Source organism: Microbacterium sp. BH-3-3-3 (assembly GCF_001792815.1).
Classification (GTDB): domain Bacteria; phylum Actinomycetota; class Actinomycetes; order Actinomycetales; family Microbacteriaceae; genus Microbacterium.
Map to the genome: position 1 here is coordinate 842854 of NZ_CP017674.1, position 16674 is coordinate 859527.

Below are 16674 nucleotides of genomic sequence, written 5' to 3' on the forward strand. Positions count from 1 at the left end.
TCAGCCGTTCTCCTTCTGGATCTGCGCCCACTTCTCTTCGACGTCGCCGATGCCGCCGACGTTGAAGAACGCCTGCTCGGCGACGTGGTCGAAGTCACCCTTGACGATGGCGTCGAACGACTCGATGGTCTCCTTGATCGGGACCGTGGAGCCCTCGACGCCGGTGAACTTCTTCGCCATGTAGGTGTTCTGCGAGAGGAACTGCTGGATGCGGCGTGCACGCGACACGACGATCTTGTCTTCCTCGGAGAGCTCGTCGACACCGAGGATGGCGATGATCTCCTGAAGTTCCTTGTTCTTCTGCAGGATCTGCTTCACCGAGGTGGCCACGCGGTAGTGGTCGGCACCGATGTAGCGCGGGTCGAGGATGCGGCTCGTCGAGCTCAGCGGGTCGACGGCCGGGTACAGACCCTTCGACGCGATCTCACGCGAGAGCTCGGTGGTGGCATCCAGGTGGGCGAACGTGGTCGCCGGCGCCGGGTCGGTGTAGTCGTCGGCGGGCACGTAGATGGCCTGCAGCGAGGTGATCGAGTGGCCACGCGTCGAGGTGATGCGCTCCTGGAGCACACCCATCTCGTCGGCGAGGTTGGGCTGGTAACCCACGGCCGAGGGCATGCGGCCCAGCAGCGTCGAGACCTCGGAACCGGCCTGCGTGAAGCGGAAGATGTTGTCGATGAACAACAGCACGTCCTGCTTCTGCACGTCGCGGAAGTACTCCGCCATCGTCAGCGCCGACAGGGCGACGCGCAGACGCGTTCCCGGCGGCTCGTCCATCTGGCCGAACACGAGGGCGGTCTTGTCGAAGACGCCCGCCTCTTCCATCTCGTGGATCAGGTCGTTGCCCTCACGGGTGCGCTCACCGACACCGGCGAACACCGACACGCCACCGTGGTCCTGCGCGACGCGCTGGATCATCTCCTGGATGAGGACGGTCTTGCCGACGCCGGCACCACCGAACAGGCCGATCTTTCCACCCTGCACGTACGGGGTGAGAAGGTCGATGACCTTGATGCCGGTCTCGAACATCGTGGTCTTCGACTCGAGCTGGTCGAAGCTCGGCGCCTTGCGGTGGATGCCCCAGCGCTCGCTGATCTCGACGGTCTCGCCGGGCGCTGCGTTGAGCACCTCGCCGGTGACGTCGAACACCTTGCCCTTGGTGACATCGCCGACGGGCACCGAGATGGGGCCGCCGGTGTTGCGCACTTCCTGGCCGCGCACGACACCGTCGGTCGGCTTCAGGGCGATCGCGCGAACGAGGTCGTCACCGAGGTGCTGGGCGACCTCGAGCGTGATCTCGTTGGAGACGCCGTCGATGACGATCGTCGTCTTCAGCGCGTTGTAGATCTCGGGGATCGAGTCGTGGGGGAACTCGATGTCGATGACCGGGCCGGTGACGCGCGCGACGCGCCCGACGACGGTCGCGTCGCTCTTCTCGGCGGTGAGGCTCATGGCTTCTTCTCTCCTTGGGACTTACTTGCCGGATGCCAGAGCATCGGCGCCGCCGACGATCTCGGCGATCTGCTGCGTGATCTCCGCCTGACGCGCGTTGTTGCGCAGGCGGGTGTAGTCGGTGATGAGCTTGTCGGCGTTGTCGCTGGCCGACTTCATGGCCTTCTGCGTGGCGGCGTGCTTTGCCGCCGACGACTGCAGGAGGGCGTTGAAGATTCGGCTCTGCACGTACACCGGCAGGAGCGCGTCGAGAACGGTCTCGGCGTCCGGCTCGAATTCGTAGAGCGGGTAGACGGTCGCGGGGGCCGCGGCGGTGTCTGCTTCGACCACCTCGAGAGGAAGCAGGCGCACCGTCTCGGGCGACTGCGTCATCATGCTGACGAAACGGTTGTAGACGAGGTGGATCTCATCGACGCCGTCGTTCTCGCCGGAGCGGCGGTACGACTCCAGAACGGCGGCCGAGATCTCTTCGGCCGTCGAGAACTGGGGCGTGTCCGTGTCGCCGGTCCACTGGGCCTTGCTGGCCATGCGTCGGAACTGGAAGTAGCCGACGGCCTTGCGACCCACGAGGTAGTACTCCACCTCTTTGCCCTGCGAACGCAGCAGCTCGCTCAGCTCGAGACCCTCACGGAGGATCTGCGAGTTGAACGCGCCCGCGAGTCCGCGGTCGGAGGTGAAGATCACCACGGCGGAGCGACGGATGGTCTCACGCTCGGTGGTCAGCGGGTGGTCGACGCTCGAGTGCGTCGCCACCGCCGACACCGCGCTGGTCACGGCACGCGCGAAGGGCGACGCCGCGCGCACACGCGCCATCGCCTTCTGGATGCGCGACGCAGCGATGAGCTCCATCGCCTTCGTGATCTTCTTGGTCGTCTGAGCAGAACTGATCTTCTGCTTGTAGACCCGTAGTTGTGCGCCCATGATTCCGTTCTCGTGTCGTCGCTTTAGCGACGGCCCTTGACGATCCGCTCCTGGTTGACGTCTTCGGCCTCGGCGGCCTCGACCTTCTCGGTGCCGACCAGAGCCTGGTCGTCGCCCGCCTGGAACTCGAGGATGAACTGGTCGACCTTCTGCGTGAGCTCGGCGACGGTGTCGTCGCCCAGCACGTTGGTCTCGCGCAGCGTGTCGAGCACGGTCGAGTTGCGACGCAGGTAATCGAGCAGCTCGCGCTCGAAACGCAGCACGTCGGAGACCTCGATCGTGTCGAGCTTGCCGTTCGTTCCGGCCCAGATCGAGACGACCTGCTCCTCGACGGGGTACGGCGAGTACTGCGGCTGCTTGAGCAGCTCGGTCAGGCGCGCACCGCGGGCGAGCTGACGACGCGACGCCGCGTCGAGGTCGCTGGCGAACATCGCGAACGCCTCGAGCGAGCGGTACTGAGCGAGCTCGAGCTTCAGCGTTCCCGAGACCTTCTTGATCGACTTCACCTGGGCGTCACCACCGACGCGCGAGACCGAGATACCCACGTCGACCGCGGGACGCTGGTTGGCGTTGAACAGGTCGGACTGCAGGAAGATCTGGCCGTCGGTGATCGAGATCACGTTGGTCGGGATGTACGCCGAGACGTCGTTGGCCTTGGTCTCGATGATGGGCAGACCCGTCATCGAACCGGCGCCAAGCTCGTCGGACAGCTTCGCGCAACGCTCGAGCAGACGCGAGTGCAGGTAGAAGACGTCGCCGGGGTACGCCTCGCGGCCCGGCGGGCGGCGCAGCAGCAGCGACACGGCGCGGTAGGCCTCGGCCTGCTTCGACAGGTCGTCGAAGATGATCAGGACGTGCTTGCCCTCGTACATCCAGTGCTGGCCGATGGCCGAACCGGTGTAGGGAGCGAGGTACTTGAAGCCGGCGGGGTCCGACGCGGGGGCCGCGACGATGGTGGTGTACTCCATCGCGCCGGCCTCTTCGAGCGCGCCCTTCACCGAAGCGATGGTCGAGCCCTTCTGGCCGATGGCGACGTAGATGCAACGCACCTGCTTGTTGACGTCGCCCGACTCCCAGTTGGCCTTCTGGTTGATGATCGTGTCGATCGCGATGGCCGTCTTACCGGTCTGGCGGTCGCCGATGATCAGCTGACGCTGGCCACGGCCGACGGGGATCATGGCGTCGATGGCCTTGATGCCGGTCTGCAGGGGCTCGTGCACGCTCTTGCGCTGCATGACGCCCGGAGCCTGGAGCTCGAGGGCACGACGGCCGGAGGTCGCGACCTCGCCGAGGCCGTCGATCGGGTTGCCGAGCGGGTCGACCACGCGGCCGAGGTAGCCCTCGCCGACGCCGACCGAGAGCACCTCGCCGGTGCGGGTGACCGGCTGGCCCTCTTCGACGCCGGAGAACTCGCCGAGCACGACGACACCGATCTGGTTCTCGTCGAGGTTCTGCGCCAGGCCGAGCGTGCCGTCCGCGAAGCGCACGAGCTCGTTCGCCATGACACCGGGGAGGCCTTCGACGTGAGCGATGCCGTCACCGGCATCCACGACCGAACCGACCTCGTTCGCCGCGGCGCCAGTGGCCTCGTAGGCGTTGACGAAGTCCTTCAGCGCGTCACGGATGACGTCGGGGCTGATAGAGAGGTCTGCCATTGTCTTCCTTCGTTCGTGGGGCCATCGGCCCCCAGATCTCCGCCCGTTCAGGCGGGAAGTCTTAGCCTGCGATCCGCTGCCGCAGGTCGGCGAGACGCGCCGAGACGCTCGCGTCGATGACGTCGTCGGCGATCTGCACGCGCAGTCCACCCACCACCGTCGGGTCGATGACCGTGTTGAGGGTCACGACGGCGCCGTACCGGGCGCCGAGGGCGTTCTGCAGACGGGTCGCCTGCGCCTCGCTGAGCGGGGCGACGGCGTGCACCGTGGCCACGACACGACCGCGCTGCTCGGCGACGAGTCGCTCGGCCCACCGCAGGAGCGAACGCACGCGACGCTCACGGGGCTGCTGCACGAGCGACGAGGCGACAAGCACCGTGGCGGCGCTGACGCGCCCCTCGAGAAGCGACGCGACGAGCGCACCCTTCGCGGCGGGCTCGCCCACACGGCTGCCGAGCGCGAGCTCGAGTTCGCCGTTAGCGGCGACGGTGCGCGAGAACTGGAACAGCTCCCCCTCGACGTCGCTCTGCGTGTCGGCCACGGCGGCGGCACGGATCGCGAGCTCTTCGAGCCCGTCGATCAGGTCGCTGACGCTCGACCAGCGCTGCTCGACGACGGAGCGCAGCAGCGCCACCGTCGTCGGAGCGAACGACGGGCCGAACACGGCCGTGACCACGTCGGTGCGCGCCGAAGCGGGCGCCGACGAGTCGGCCAGCGCGCCGCTCAGGTGCGACGACGAGTCCACGGTGCGTGCCGCGGCGAAGAGCTCGCGGGTGACGTCGAGGTCGACACCGCTCGCGGCGCCGAGGGCGCCGGCGACGGTTGCCCGCGCCTGAGTGGTCGCGCTGCCCATTACTTGGCCGCCTTCTCGGATGCCTCGAGGTCGGCCAGGAAGCGGTCGACCACGGCCTGCGCCTTCGCGTCGTCGGAGAGGGACTCCCCGATGACGTTGCCGGCGAGGTCGACGGCGAGCGTGCCCACCTCGGCGCGCAGCGACACCAGAGCGGTCTGACGCTCGGCCTCGATCTGCGTGTGCGCCGCGGCGGTCAGACGAGCCGCTTCGAGAGACGCGGTGTCCTTGGCCTCGTTGACGATCTTGCGACCGTCTTCACGAGCGGACTCGCGGATCTCGCCGGCCTCTTTGCGAGCGGCGGCGAGCTGCGCGGTGTACTCCTCGAGAGCGGCCTCGGCCTTGCGCTGAGCCTCGTCGGCCTTCGCGATGTTGCCCTCGATGGCCGTGCTGCGCTGATCCAGCACCGCGCCGACGCGCGGAAGCGCGATGCGCCACACGACGAAGGCGATGATGATGAAGCAGACGAGCGACCAAACGATGTCGTAGACAGCGGGCAGCAGCGGGTTACCGCTGGAGCCTTCCTCGGCTGCGACCGTGACAAGAGCCTGAAGCATCCTGTCTCCTTACTCGGGGATCGGGTGGATCAGAGCGCGCCGAAGATGAAGGGCGTGGCGATGCCGATCAGCGCGAGGATCTCGATGAATGCGACACCGATGAACATGGTGGTCTGCAGGCGGCCGGCGAGCTCGGGCTGACGGGCGGTCGACTCGATGGTCTTGCCGATCATGATGCCGAGACCGATGGCCGGGCCGATGGCAGCGAGACCGTAGCCCACGGTCGCGATGTTGCCCGTGACCTGAGCGAGAATCGTCGTTGCGTCCACTGAGGGTTTCCTTTCGTAGGGCGAACAGCCGGGCGGCTGGTCGTCAGTGCTCTTCCGCCACCGCGAGCTGGATGTAGACCGCGGTGAGGATCGTGAAGACGTAGGCCTGCAGCAGCGCCACGAACACCTCGAAGAGGGTGAACGCGAACCCGAGGGCCAGCGTTCCCGCAGCGAGAGGCGTGAGCAGGTTGAAGCTGAAGAAGAAGAACTGGGTGGCCGAGAAGAACAGGACGAGCATGAGGTGCCCGACGATCATGTTCAGCAGCAGTCGGAGGAAGAGCGACACGGGCCGTGCGATGAAGACCGAGATCAGCTCGACGATCGCGATGATCGGCACGAGGTAGACCGGCACACCGCTCGGCACGAGCGAGTTCTTCAGGAAGTGACCCACGCCGTGGCGCCGGATGCCCGCGTAGACGAATGCGACGTACGCGGTCAGGGCGAAGACCAGCGGTGCTCCGGCCACCGAGGTACCCGGGATGTTGAGTCCGGGGATGACGCCGGTGAGGTTGAGCGCGAGGATCGTGAAGAACATCGCGGTCAGCAGCGGAAGGAAGCGCTTGCCGTCCTTCTCGCCGAGGACCTGGAAGGCGATCTGCTCGCGGATGAACCCGAAGCCGAGCTCCATCACGCTCTGGAAGCGACCGGGCACGACGGTCATGCGGCGCGTGCCGACGACGATGATGAGGACCATCACCGCGGTGGCGAGCAGCTGCACGACGGTGATGCGCGTGACCGCGAACGGCGTCCCGGCGAACAGCAGTTCGGGCGGGAAGAAGTCCGAGATGGACGGGGGGTGGAATGTGTTCGCGTCAGCAACGATGTGCGCGATCGTATTCGCCTGAGTCAACGGGGTGGCTCCAGCTTCTCGAGCCGCAACGAAGCGGTTCGGGGAGGGTGGGAAACGTCTCTCCCCGGGGCCTCGGCGTTACCGCCGCACACCGGCCGAGGTGCGTATGAACACAGTATCAAAGATCGGTGGATTTGCGGCATCCGAGTGTGGTCAGACCTCATTGGGATCGCTGTGCGTCGGCAGGACGGTCTCGGAGACCGCGGGAAGACGCATGCGCGAGATGACGACGAGGTCCACGATGAGCGAGCTGACGGCCGTGGCCAGCAGCGCGAAGAAGAACACCGGCGCCACCACCCACTCCAGGCGCAGCAGCACCAGGAAGGCCACGATGACGAGCACGAACTTCAGCAGCCATCCGCCCAGCACGACGCCGAAGAAGATCTGCAGCCACGACGGGTGGCCGTAGAAGCGGTTGGCGACGAGGATGCTCACGGCCGTCAGCGCCGGGAAGATGGCGCCCACCGCGGCTCCCACTCCCCCGCTGAGCGCTCCGTCACCCCCGGCGACGAGAGCGCCCACCCCGACGGCGACGACGAGCACGACCACCGCGACCACCGCCGACCAGATCAGGGCGGCGCGCAGAACGGGGGTGCTGGAGAGCGGGGCGGTCATGACGGTTCCTCACGGACGGGGCGACGCGCGAAGCGCCGGGACGGAAGCAGGGTGAGCACCACGCAGGCGGCGACGCCGACGATGCCGAAGACGATGCCGAAGGCGTAGTCGCCGGGCCAGCTCTGCTGGGTGCCGATGTACATGAGCAGGAACGCCAGGCTCACCACGGCGGTCCAGCTGTAGAAGATGAGCACGGCGTCGCGATCGGTGTGACCCATGTCGAGCATGCGATGGTGCAGGTGCTTGCGGTCGGGCGAGAACGGCGAGCGTCCGGCCCATTGGCGCCGCGCGACGGCGAGCCCGAAGTCGAGAAGGGGAAGCAGCACGATCACGACCGGCAGCAGGATGGGGATGAACGCACCCAGCAATTGCGATCGCCCGATCTTCTCGGGGTCGAGCACGGCGGGGTCGAGCTGCCCGGTGATCGCGATGGCCGAGCTCGCCATGAGCAGACCGAGCATGAGCGCCCCGGCGTCGCCCATGAAGAGCTTGGCGGGCGTCCAGTTCATCGGGAGGAACCCGAGACAGGCCCCCACCAGCACCGCCGCGATGAACGACGCCAGGTTGAAGTAGGTGCTGGCGCCGGTGTCGCGCACGAGCAGGTACGAGTACGCGAAGAAGACCCCGTTCGCGATGAGGCAGACCCCCGCGACCAGACCGTTGAGCCCGTCGATGAAGTTCACGGCGTTCATGACGACGACGAGGGCGAAGACGGTGAGCAGGAAACTCACCCAGCTCGACCCGACCGTGAGGGCGCCGATCGGCAGCGAGAGGATCTGCAACTGGCCGAACCAGGCGATGATCCCGGCGGCGATGAACTGCGCGCCGAGCTTGATCATCCAGTCCAGGTCCCACAGGTCGTCGGCGACACCGACGAGGACGATCAGCAGCACCGCACCGAGCAGCGAGAGCACCGGAACCGGGTCGGTCCAGAAGATCGAGAAGTAGGGGTTGCGGCTCGACAGTGCGAAGGCGGCCACGACGCCGAGGAACATCGCCACCCCGCCCAGGCGCGGAGTCGGCGTCTTGTGCACGTCGCGATCGCGGATCCCGGGGTACAGCTTGAACCGCAGGGCGAGCTTCCACACCACCCACGACAGCGCCAGCGTCACCGCTGCCGTGAAGAGGATGGTGAGAAGGTACTGGGTCACGGACCCGGCGCCTCGGAATCCGGGGTCTCGTGAGCGTCGGCCCGCGGCGCGGGGTCGGACGACGAGGGGGTGTCGAACGACACGGGAGCGGACGGGGTCACGTCGCGGTCGTCGACCGGGTCGGGCTCGAGCAGGTCGCCGAGCACCTCGCGCAGGCGCTCGCGCGAGATCGCCCCCTCGCGCAGCACGCGCACCCGGGGCTCCGCTCCCCCGACCAGGGTGGTCGCGTCGACGATGGTCGAGGCGATGCCGGTCTCGCTCACCCCGGCGTCGAGGTAGGCCGCGACACTGTCGCCGAGCATGTCGCGCGCGGAGTCGATGTTCACGGCGGCGGGCATGCCGGTGCGGTTGGCGCTCGAGACGGCGAGGGGACCGGTCTCTTCGAGCAGTTCGAGGGTGAGCTTGTGGGCCGGCATGCGCACGGCCACGGTGCCGTGCGTGTCGCCGAGATCCCACGACAGCGAGGGCTGCGCGGGCAGCACGATGGTCAGACCTCCCGGCCAGAACTCACGCACGAGGTCGTCGACCGCGGGCGGGATCTCGGCGACGAGGGCGCGGAGCGTCCCGACGCCGGCGACGAGCACGGGCGGCGGCTGCTGGCGGCCGCGGCCCTTCGCCTCGAGGAGTCCCGCGACGGCGCGCGCATTGAACGCGTCGGCGGCGATTCCGTAGACGGTGTCGGTGGGGAGCACGACGAGTTCGCCTCGGCCGATCGCCTGACGCGCGTGGCGCATTCCGGGAAGCAGCTGCGACTCGTCACGGCAGTCGTAGACGGGTGACATAACGCGCGCCAGTCTAGTCGCGCGCGCGGCCGATCATGGTCAGGGGCGTACGGCCGTCGTCGCGCGGTCCCGGGCGGTGAGGTCGGGGTGCGTCGCCGCCGCGCGCCAGCCATCTGCGGTGAGGATGTCGCGGATGGTCGCTCCCTGCCACTCGCCGTGCTCGATGACGATCGAGCCGCCGGGGTGGGCGAGACGCAGACCCACCCGGCTCAGCTGTCGAACGGCATCCAATCCGTCGGGTCCGCCGTAGAGCGCCGCCGGCGGATCGAACAACCGCACCTCCGGGTCGCGGGGAATCGCGTCGTCGGGCACGTAGGGCGGGTTGGATGCCACGACCGACACCGTGCCGTCGAGCTCGGGGAACGCGTCGGCGAGGTCGATGAAGGCGAGCGTGACGTTGCGCGCGCCGATGCGGGCGACGTTCTGCTTCGTCCAGATGTAGGCGTCGACCGAGTTCTCGGCCGCGAAGACCCGCGCGTGCGACACCTCGGTGGCCATCGCGAGCGCGATCGCGCCGCTGCCGGTGCCGAGGTCGACGGCGATCGGACTCTCGGATGCCACGGAGCGCAACGCGTCGATCGCCAGTTGCGCCACCATCTCGGTCTCGGGCCGAGGGACGAAGACGCCCGGCCCGACCGCCAGTTCCAGGGAGCGGAAGGGCGCGAGCCCCGTCAGGTGCTGCAGCGGTTCGCGCGCGCAGCGTCGGTCGACGAGCGGCGCCAGGGCCGCGACGGCGGGCGGCGGCATCCGATCGCCCCGGATGGCGGCGGCCTGCACTCCCCCGCGAGAGGAGTCGAGCACGTGCGCGACGAGCAGCTCGGCGTCGACCTGCGGGTCGGGGACTCCGGCTGCACCGAAGCGCCGGGCGGTGTCGCGGACGACGTCGGCGACCGACGACGGGGCGGGGGCGGGGACGGTCTCTGGCATGACGGGAGCCCAGCCTAGTCGCGCGGCGTCATACGGCCGGAGATGTCGGTGGCCTCGCCTAAAATGAGGGGGTTCTGATCGACGGCGAAAGGCAAGCCATGCCCGGCATCCACTCCGACATCACCTCTGCGTTCGGCGACACGCCACTCGTACGACTGAACCGCGTGGCGGAGGGTACCGACGCGCAGATCCTCGCCAAGCTCGAGTTCTACAACCCGGCCTCCAGCGTGAAGGACCGCCTGGGCATCGCCATCGTCGACGCGGCCGAAGCCTCGGGCGAGCTGAAGCCGGGCGGCACGATCGTCGAGTCCACCAGCGGGAACACCGGCATCGCCCTCGCGATGGTGGGCGCCGCCCGCGGGTACAAGGTCATCCTGACGATGCCGGCGTCGATGTCGAAAGAGCGTCGCATCCTGCTCAAGGCCTTCGGCGCCGACCTCGTGCTGACCGACCCCACCAAGGGCATGTCGCACGCCGTCGACGAGGCCAAGCGCATCGTGGCCGAGACTCCGGGAGCCGTCTGGGCTCGCCAGTTCGAGAACGAGGCGAACCCGGCGATCCACCGCAAGACGACGGCCGAAGAGATCCTGCGCGACACCGACGGCAAGGTCGACTACTTCGTGGCCGGCATCGGCACGGGCGGCACGATCACGGGCGTCGGCCAGGTGCTCAAAGAGCGCGTGCCCGGCGTGCAGATCGTCGCCGTCGAGCCGGCCGACTCCCCCGTCCTCACCAAGGGCCACCCCGGCCCCCACAAGATCCAGGGCATCGGTCCCAACTTCGTGCCCGCGATCCTCGACCGCGACATCATCGACGAGGTCATCGACGTCGAGTTCGACGACGCGATCCGTCTGGCCCGCGAGACCGCGGCCAAAGACGGCATCCTGGTCGGCATGTCGTCGGGTGCCGCCATCTGGGCGGCTCTCGAAGTGGCCCGCCGCCCCGAAGCCGCCGGCAAGAACATCGTCGTGATCATCCCCTCGTACGGCGAGCGGTACCTCTCGACGGCCCTGTACGAGCACCTGCGCGAAGACTGACGTGGGGGCCATCTCCCGCATCCGCGAAGACGTCGCCGCCGCCAAACTCCGTGATCCGGCAGCCCGGAGCGGGCTCGAGATCGCCCTGCTGTACCCGGGCCTGCACGCGGTGTGGATGCACCGCGTCTCGCACCGCCTGTGGCGACAGGGCCTGCGCTTCCCGGCGCGGGCCCTGTCGCAGGTGACCCGGTGGTTCACCGGCATCGAGATCCACCCGGGCGCCACGATCGGCCGACGCTTCTTCATCGACCACGGCATGGGTGTCGTCGTCGGCGAGACGGCCGAGGTCGGCGACGACGTGATGCTGTATCACGGGGTCACGCTCGGCGGTCGTCAGCGCGAGGGCGGCAAACGGCATCCCACCCTGCACGACGGCGTCGCCGTCGGAGCCGGAGCGAAGGTGCTCGGCCCGATCACCCTGGGTGCGCACTCCGTCGTCGGGGCCAACGCCGTCGTGACGCGCGACGCCCCCGCCGGCAGCGTGCTGGTCGGTGTTCCGGCCACGGCGCGTTCGCGACGGAGCGGCGAAGACACGCGCGCCCTGCTGACCGCGCCCGAGTACTCGATCTGACGCGGTGCCTCCACTCATGACGCGGCTGCACGATCTCTCCCTCGCCGCGCAGGTCGCAGCGCTGCGCGCGGGCGATCTCTCGCCCACCGACCTCGCCGCCCACTACCTCGCCCGCATCCGGCGGTTCGCGGATCTGGGGGCGTTCGCCGAGGTGACCCCGGATGCCGCGATCCGCCGAGCCGGAGAGGTCGCGGCCTCCCCCGCCCGGGGTCCGCTGTGGGGGATCCCCCTCGCCGACAAGGACCTCGTCGCCCGCGCCGGGGTGCCGACGCGGTACGGCTCGCGCTCCCGCACCCATCTCGTCCCCTCGACGTCCGATCCGCTGGCCGAGGCGCTCGACGCCGCGGGCGCGGTGAACCTCGGCAAGACGAGCACGTCCGAGTTCGGCCTCACCGGCTTCACCGAACCCCTCATCCACGCGCCGGCCCGCGATCCCTGGCGCCTCTCGGCGGGCGCGGGCGGTTCGAGCGGCGGGGCCGCCGTCGCGGTCGCCGCGGGGCTGCTGCCCGCCGCGGTGGGGTCCGACGGCGGCGGATCGATCCGTATCCCGTCGGCGACGACGGGCGTCGTCGGGCTCAAGCCCTCGCGCGGACGGCTGCCGATCGGCTCGGGCTTCGATTCCCCCGACGGGCTGTCGGTCACCGGCCCGATCGCGCGCAGCGTCGAAGATGCGGCACTGCTGCTGGACGCCCTGGTGGGACTCGGTCCGTTCACCTACGCCACGGCCGCCCCCGGCACCGGCCCGTTCGTCGACGCCGCACGGCGCGACCCGGGCCCGCTCCGCATCGGCGTCACCACGGTCTCGCCGTGGGACGACGACGAGAACATCACCCTCGATCCCGATGCACGCTCGGCCTACGACACGGCCGCCGCCTGGCTCGCCGACGCCGGGCACGACGTCGAGGACGCCGACTGGCATCCGTTCGGCTACGCGTCGCTCTTCCACGTGCTGTGGCGCGCGAGCGCCGCGCGCATCCCTCTCAGCGACGACGACATGACACTGGTCGAGCCGCTGACGGCGTGGCTCGTGCGCGAGGGGCGCCGACTGTCGTCGCTCGACCTGCTGGGAGGTCTCGCCTCGGCGCGCGCCTTCGAACGGCGCACGATCGCCGACTTCGCCGCGTTCGACGCGGTGCTCACCCCCGCGTTGGCGCAGGCTCCCCAGCCCGTGGGCTCCTACGCGGGGCACGATCCCGAACGCACTTTCGCGATGCAGGTCGAGTACGCGCCGTACTCGAGCTTCGTCAACGTCGCAGGGCTCCCAGCCCTGACGCTGCCGGTGACGACGGACGCCGCCGGGCACCCCGTCTCGGTGCAACTCGTCGGTCGCCCCGGCGGCGAAGCCGAGCTGCTGTCGCTCGCCGCTCAGCTCGAGGGCCGACGCGGAGCGCTCCCCCACCCGCCGGTATGGGACGCGTGAGCGTCTCGGAGTCTGCGGGCGAGCCGAACTCCTGAGATTCTCGTCTCGCGCCAGCACCCAGCGGGCGCAGAGGCGCCAGATCGCGGTTTTCTCAGGAGTTCGGGCCGCGACGCGGCGGCGTCACTCGCCGGCCAGTGCCGTCAGACGTGCCTCTTCGTCGGCCGTGATGGCCGACTCGATGATCGGGCCGAGGGCGCCGTCCATCACCTGGTCGAGGTTGTAGGCCTTGTACCCGGTGCGGTGGTCGGCGATGCGGTTCTCGGGGAAGTTGTAGGTGCGGATGCGCTCGGAGCGGTCCATGCCGCGGATCTGCGACTTGCGCGCGTCGGCGGCGACCGCGTCGCGCTCCTCCTGCTGCTTGGCGAGCAGGCGGGCGCGCAGGACGCGCATACCGGCCTCGCGGTTCTGCAGCTGCGACTTCTCGTTCTGCATCGACACGACGATCCCCGTCGGCACGTGCGTGATGCGCACGGCCGAATCGGTCGTGTTGACCGACTGGCCGCCCGGTCCCGACGAGCGGAACACGTCGATCTTCAGGTCGTTGGGGTCGATCCCGACCTCTTCGGGCGCGTCGACCTCGGGGAACACCAGCACGCCGGTCGTCGAGGTGTGGATGCGCCCCTGCGACTCGGTGGCCGGCACCCGCTGCACGCGGTGCACGCCGCCCTCGTACTTCAGGTGCGCCCACACACCCTGCGCGGGGTCGCTCGACGACCCCTTGATCGCGACCTGCACGTCCTTATAGCCGCCGAGGTCTGACTCGGTGCGCTCGAGCATCTCGGTCTTCCACCCCATCGATGCCGCGTACTGCAGGTACATGCGCAGCAGGTCGGCGGCGAAGAGGGCGCTCTCGGCCCCGCCCTCACCGCCCTTGATCTCCATGATCACGTCGCGGGCGTCGTCGGGATCGCGCGGGATGAGAAGGCGCCGAAGACGCTCCTGCGTCTCGACGACGCGCTCCTCCAGTGCCGGCACCTCGTCGGCGAACGCCTGGTCCTCACGGGCGAGCTCCCGGGCGGCTTCCAGATCGTCGGATGCCGTGACCCAGGACTCGTACGCGTGCACGATGCGGCTGAGCTCGGCGTAGCGCCGGTTGACCCGTTTCGCGCGCACCGCATCGGCGTGCACGGCCGGGTCGGAGAGCTCCTCCTGAACGGCCTTGTGCTCGTCGAGCAGGCTGCGCACCGACTCGAACATCGCGGGTACCGACATCGCGACTCCCGGTCGGATCAGCGGATGCTGTTGTCGTCACCGCCGCGCGCGGGCGCGGGGATCGACTTCTGCATCTGCACGAGGAACTCGACGTTCGACTGGGTCTCTTTGAGCTTTCCGAGCACGACCTCGAGGGCCTGCTGGGGCTCGAGACCGGCCAGCGCGCGGCGGAGCTTCCAGGTGATCTTGACCTCGTCGTTCGACAGGAGCATCTCTTCGCGACGCGTGCTCGACGCGTTGACGTCGACCGCCGGGAAGATGCGCTTGTCGGCGAGCTGACGGTTCAGGCGCAGCTCGCTGTTGCCGGTGCCCTTGAACTCCTCGAAGATCACGTCATCCATCTTGGAGCCGGTCTCGACGAGCGCGGTGGCGAGGATCGTGAGCGATCCGCCGTTCTCGATGTTGCGCGCGGCACCGAAGAAGCGCTTCGGCGGGTACAGCGCCGACGCGTCGACGCCACCGGAGAGCACGCGGCCCGAGGTGGGGGCGGCGAGGTTGTACGCACGGCCGAGGCGGGTGATCGAGTCGAGCAGCACGACGACGTCGCGACCGAGCTCGACCAGGCGCTTGGCGCGCTCGATGGCGAGCTCGGCGACCGTGGTGTGGTCTTCGGCCGGGCGGTCGAACGTCGAGGCGATGACCTCGCCGCGGACGGTCCGCTGCATGTCGGTGACCTCTTCGGGGCGCTCGTCGACGAGCACGACCATGAGGTGGACCTCGGGGTTGTTCGTGGCGATCGCGTTGGCGATCTGCTGCAGAACGATCGTCTTGCCGGCCTTGGGCGGCGCCACGATGAGACCGCGCTGGCCCTTGCCGACCGGGGCGACCAGGTCGATGATGCGCTGGGTGAGCTTCTCGGGGCCGGTCTCGAGGCGCAGGCGCTCCTGCGGGTAGAGCGGCGTGAGGTTGTTGAACTCGACGCGCGTCGCGGCATCTTCGACCGAGAGGCCGTTGATGGAGTCGACCTGCACGAGCGCGTTGTACTTCTGACGCCCCTGCTGCTCACCCTCGCGGGGCTGCTTGATCGCGCCGACGACGGCGTCGCCCTTGCGCAGGTTGTACTTCTTCACCTGGCCGAGCGAGACGTAGACGTCGCTCGGGCCCGAGAGGTAGCCGGTCGTGCGCACGAAGGCGTAGTTGTCGAGCACGTCGAGCACACCGGCGATCGGAACGAGCACGTCGTCCTCGCCGATCTCGGTCTCGAACTCGTCGCCCGTGGTGTTCTGGCCGCGGCGCTTGTTGCGCTGACGGTTGCGGTTGCTCGTGCCGTCCTGCTGCTGCTGGGCCTGCTGGCCGTTCTGGCGGTTGCCGTCACGTTGGGCGGCGTCACGCTGGTTGCCGTCACGCTGGTTCGAGTCACGCTGGTTGTCGCGCTGCCCGGCCTCGCGCTGGTTGTCACGCTGGTTCGAGTCACGCTGGTTGTCACGCTGACCACCGTCACGCTGGTTGTCGCGCTGGCCACCCTGCTGCGGGGCCTCGGCCTCGTCGGCGGGGGCGGCCGCGGTCTGCGCCTCGGGCTTGTCCGCGGCGTCGGGCTTGTTGCGGTTGCGGTTGCGCGACCGGCTGCGGCCACGGCCGCGGGCGGGGGTCTCGTCGGCCTGGTCTGCGCCGTCGGCGTCGGAGGTGGACGCGTCAGCGGCCTCGTCGACGGCCGGGGCGTCGACGGCGGGTGCGTCAGCGACGGGCGCGTCAGCGGTCGGGGCGTCGGCCTCGACGGTCGAGGTCGCCTCGGCAGCGGCCACCTCGTCGGCGACATCGGCCGCGGTGGTCACGGGAGTGGTCGCGGCGTCGTCCGAGACGGACTCGGCGGCGGGCGCCTCGACGACCGCAGCGTCGGCTGCGGCCTCGTCGACGGCGGGGGCTTCGGTGGCTGCAGCGTCGGCCGCGGCCTTCTCGTCGGCCGCAGCGGCCTCGGCGGCGGCCTTCTCTTTGGCGGTGGCCGTCGTCGCGCGGCGGGGTGCGCGCTTGCGCGGTGCCCGGGCGGGCTTCTCGACCGGCGCGGGCTCTTCGGCCGGCGCTTCGGCGGCGGGCGCCTCGGCGGCGGCGGGCTCCGCGACGTCGGACGCGGCCTCGGCGGCCGGTGCGTCCGAGGCGAGCGCCTCGTCGGTGAACAGCGCCTCGGGCTGCGCCGCGTCGGTCGCGGCGGCGGAGGCGGCGGCATCCGGAGCGTCGACGCCCTCGGCATCCGTCGTCTCGGCGACGGCCTCGGCCTGCGCGGTGTCGGTGCCCGGCGTCGCAGCCGTGGGCTGCTCTTCGGCGGGGGTCTCGGCGCCCTCGGGCGCGTCGATGGGCTGGGTCTCGGAGATGGACTCCACGAGTGCTCCTCTGAAGTGCTACGTGATCAGATCGCGCTTCGCCGTGCAGAACGCAGACGAAGAGACACCAGCGGTTCGGGAGACTGCAGCCGA

Annotated in this window: 16 protein-coding genes; 3 read left to right on the forward strand and 13 right to left on the reverse strand. The window is 69.4% G+C overall.

What is annotated here, in order from left to right; genetic code table 11:
• The 11 genes from atpD to prmC all read right to left on the reverse strand — a co-directional run bounded on the left by atpD (position 1) and on the right by prmC (position 10026).
• Positions 1 to 1449, reverse strand: a complete 1449-nt coding sequence (gene atpD, locus BJP65_RS03975; protein ID WP_070408287.1) for a F0F1 ATP synthase subunit beta — start codon at positions 1447 to 1449, stop codon at positions 1 to 3.
• 21 nt (positions 1450 to 1470) lie between these two features.
• Positions 1471 to 2370, reverse strand: a complete 900-nt coding sequence (locus BJP65_RS03980; RefSeq protein WP_055834862.1) for a F0F1 ATP synthase subunit gamma — start codon at positions 2368 to 2370, stop codon at positions 1471 to 1473.
• Between the two features lie 23 nt (positions 2371 to 2393).
• Positions 2394 to 4025: a F0F1 ATP synthase subunit alpha gene (gene atpA / locus BJP65_RS03985; protein ID WP_055834859.1), complete on the reverse strand. Its 1632-nt coding sequence runs from the start codon at positions 4023 to 4025 to the stop codon at positions 2394 to 2396.
• A gap of 61 nt (positions 4026 to 4086) precedes the next feature.
• Positions 4087 to 4878 (reverse strand): F0F1 ATP synthase subunit delta, encoded by a 792-nt coding sequence (locus BJP65_RS03990; protein WP_070408288.1) that lies wholly within the window; start codon positions 4876 to 4878, stop codon positions 4087 to 4089.
• Positions 4878 to 5432: a F0F1 ATP synthase subunit B gene (locus BJP65_RS03995; RefSeq protein ID WP_070408289.1), complete on the reverse strand. Its 555-nt coding sequence runs from the start codon at positions 5430 to 5432 to the stop codon at positions 4878 to 4880. The genes BJP65_RS03990 and BJP65_RS03995 overlap by 1 nt, the downstream gene beginning before the upstream one ends.
• A gap of 29 nt (positions 5433 to 5461) precedes the next feature.
• On the reverse strand, positions 5462 to 5701 hold the full coding sequence (gene atpE / locus BJP65_RS04000; protein ID WP_055834851.1) for a F0F1 ATP synthase subunit C: 240 nt from the start codon (positions 5699 to 5701) through the stop codon (positions 5462 to 5464).
• A gap of 43 nt (positions 5702 to 5744) precedes the next feature.
• Positions 5745 to 6551 carry a F0F1 ATP synthase subunit A gene (atpB, locus tag BJP65_RS04005; protein WP_235560535.1) on the reverse strand — a complete coding sequence of 269 codons (807 nt, stop codon included), beginning with the start codon at positions 6549 to 6551 and terminating at the stop codon, positions 5745 to 5747.
• A 153-nt stretch (positions 6552 to 6704) separates the two neighbouring features.
• On the reverse strand, positions 6705 to 7166 hold the full coding sequence (locus tag BJP65_RS04010; protein ID WP_070408290.1) for a hypothetical protein: 462 nt from the start codon (positions 7164 to 7166) through the stop codon (positions 6705 to 6707).
• Positions 7163 to 8317, reverse strand: a complete 1155-nt coding sequence (locus tag BJP65_RS04015; protein ID WP_055834846.1) for an MraY family glycosyltransferase — start codon at positions 8315 to 8317, stop codon at positions 7163 to 7165. The genes BJP65_RS04010 and BJP65_RS04015 overlap by 4 nt, the downstream gene beginning before the upstream one ends.
• Entirely contained in the window at positions 8314 to 9099 is a 786-nt protein-coding gene (locus BJP65_RS04020; protein WP_070408291.1) for an L-threonylcarbamoyladenylate synthase, read from the reverse strand. Before BJP65_RS04020 ends, BJP65_RS04015 begins: the two co-directional genes overlap by 4 nt.
• Before the next feature lie 39 nt (positions 9100 to 9138).
• Entirely contained in the window at positions 9139 to 10026 is an 888-nt protein-coding gene (gene prmC / locus BJP65_RS04025) for a peptide chain release factor N(5)-glutamine methyltransferase (protein WP_070408292.1), read from the reverse strand.
• 98 nt (positions 10027 to 10124) lie between these two features.
• Between prmC and cysK the strand changes: the two genes are divergently transcribed.
• Genes cysK through BJP65_RS04040 form a run of 3 tightly spaced genes read left to right on the forward strand, consistent with a single transcriptional unit; the run spans position 10125 to position 13054 of the window.
• The gene (gene cysK, locus BJP65_RS04030; protein WP_055834839.1) at positions 10125 to 11063 is read left to right on the forward strand and encodes a cysteine synthase A; all 939 of its coding nucleotides are present in this window, start codon (positions 10125 to 10127) and stop codon (positions 11061 to 11063) included.
• Position 11064: 1 nt separating this feature from the next.
• Positions 11065 to 11634 carry a serine O-acetyltransferase EpsC gene (gene epsC, locus BJP65_RS04035; protein WP_070408293.1) on the forward strand — a complete coding sequence of 190 codons (570 nt, stop codon included), beginning with the start codon at positions 11065 to 11067 and terminating at the stop codon, positions 11632 to 11634.
• Positions 11635 to 11650: 16 nt separating this feature from the next.
• Positions 11651 to 13054, forward strand: coding sequence for an amidase (locus BJP65_RS04040; protein ID WP_070408294.1), 1404 nt, complete (start codon positions 11651 to 11653; stop codon positions 13052 to 13054).
• 120 nt (positions 13055 to 13174) lie between these two features.
• On the opposite strand, the gene prfA is transcribed toward BJP65_RS04040, so the two are convergent.
• Positions 13175 to 14251: a peptide chain release factor 1 gene (prfA, locus tag BJP65_RS04045; protein WP_070409834.1), complete on the reverse strand. Its 1077-nt coding sequence runs from the start codon at positions 14249 to 14251 to the stop codon at positions 13175 to 13177.
• Between the two features lie 32 nt (positions 14252 to 14283).
• On the reverse strand, positions 14284 to 16581 hold the full coding sequence (gene rho, locus BJP65_RS04050) for a transcription termination factor Rho (RefSeq protein WP_070408295.1): 2298 nt from the start codon (positions 16579 to 16581) through the stop codon (positions 14284 to 14286).
• Positions 16582 to 16674: the final 93 nt, after the last annotated feature.

What these genes read in the sequence shown, in the direction of transcription:
- atpD (WP_070408287.1), bottom strand. Translation starts at nt 1,449, where the DNA reads ATGAGCCTCACCGCCGAGAAGAGCGACGCGACCGTCGTCGGGCGCGTC.
- BJP65_RS04010 (WP_070408290.1), bottom strand. Translation starts at nt 7,166, where the DNA reads ATGACCGCCCCGCTCTCCAGCACCCCCGTTCTGCGCGCCGCCCTGATC.
- atpA (WP_055834859.1), bottom strand. Translation starts at nt 4,025, where the DNA reads ATGGCAGACCTCTCTATCAGCCCCGACGTCATCCGTGACGCGCTGAAG.
- BJP65_RS04020 (WP_070408291.1), bottom strand. Translation starts at nt 9,099, where the DNA reads ATGTCACCCGTCTACGACTGCCGTGACGAGTCGCAGCTGCTTCCCGGA.
- prmC (WP_070408292.1), bottom strand. Translation starts at nt 10,026, where the DNA reads ATGCCAGAGACCGTCCCCGCCCCCGCCCCGTCGTCGGTCGCCGACGTC.
- BJP65_RS03980 (WP_055834862.1), bottom strand. Translation starts at nt 2,370, where the DNA reads ATGGGCGCACAACTACGGGTCTACAAGCAGAAGATCAGTTCTGCTCAG.
- prfA (WP_070409834.1), bottom strand. Translation starts at nt 14,251, where the DNA reads ATGTTCGAGTCGGTGCGCAGCCTGCTCGACGAGCACAAGGCCGTTCAG.
- BJP65_RS03995 (WP_070408289.1), bottom strand. Translation starts at nt 5,432, where the DNA reads ATGCTTCAGGCTCTTGTCACGGTCGCAGCCGAGGAAGGCTCCAGCGGT.
- cysK (WP_055834839.1), top strand. Translation starts at nt 10,125, where the DNA reads ATGCCCGGCATCCACTCCGACATCACCTCTGCGTTCGGCGACACGCCA.
- BJP65_RS04040 (WP_070408294.1), top strand. Translation starts at nt 11,651, where the DNA reads ATGACGCGGCTGCACGATCTCTCCCTCGCCGCGCAGGTCGCAGCGCTG.
- BJP65_RS03990 (WP_070408288.1), bottom strand. Translation starts at nt 4,878, where the DNA reads ATGGGCAGCGCGACCACTCAGGCGCGGGCAACCGTCGCCGGCGCCCTC.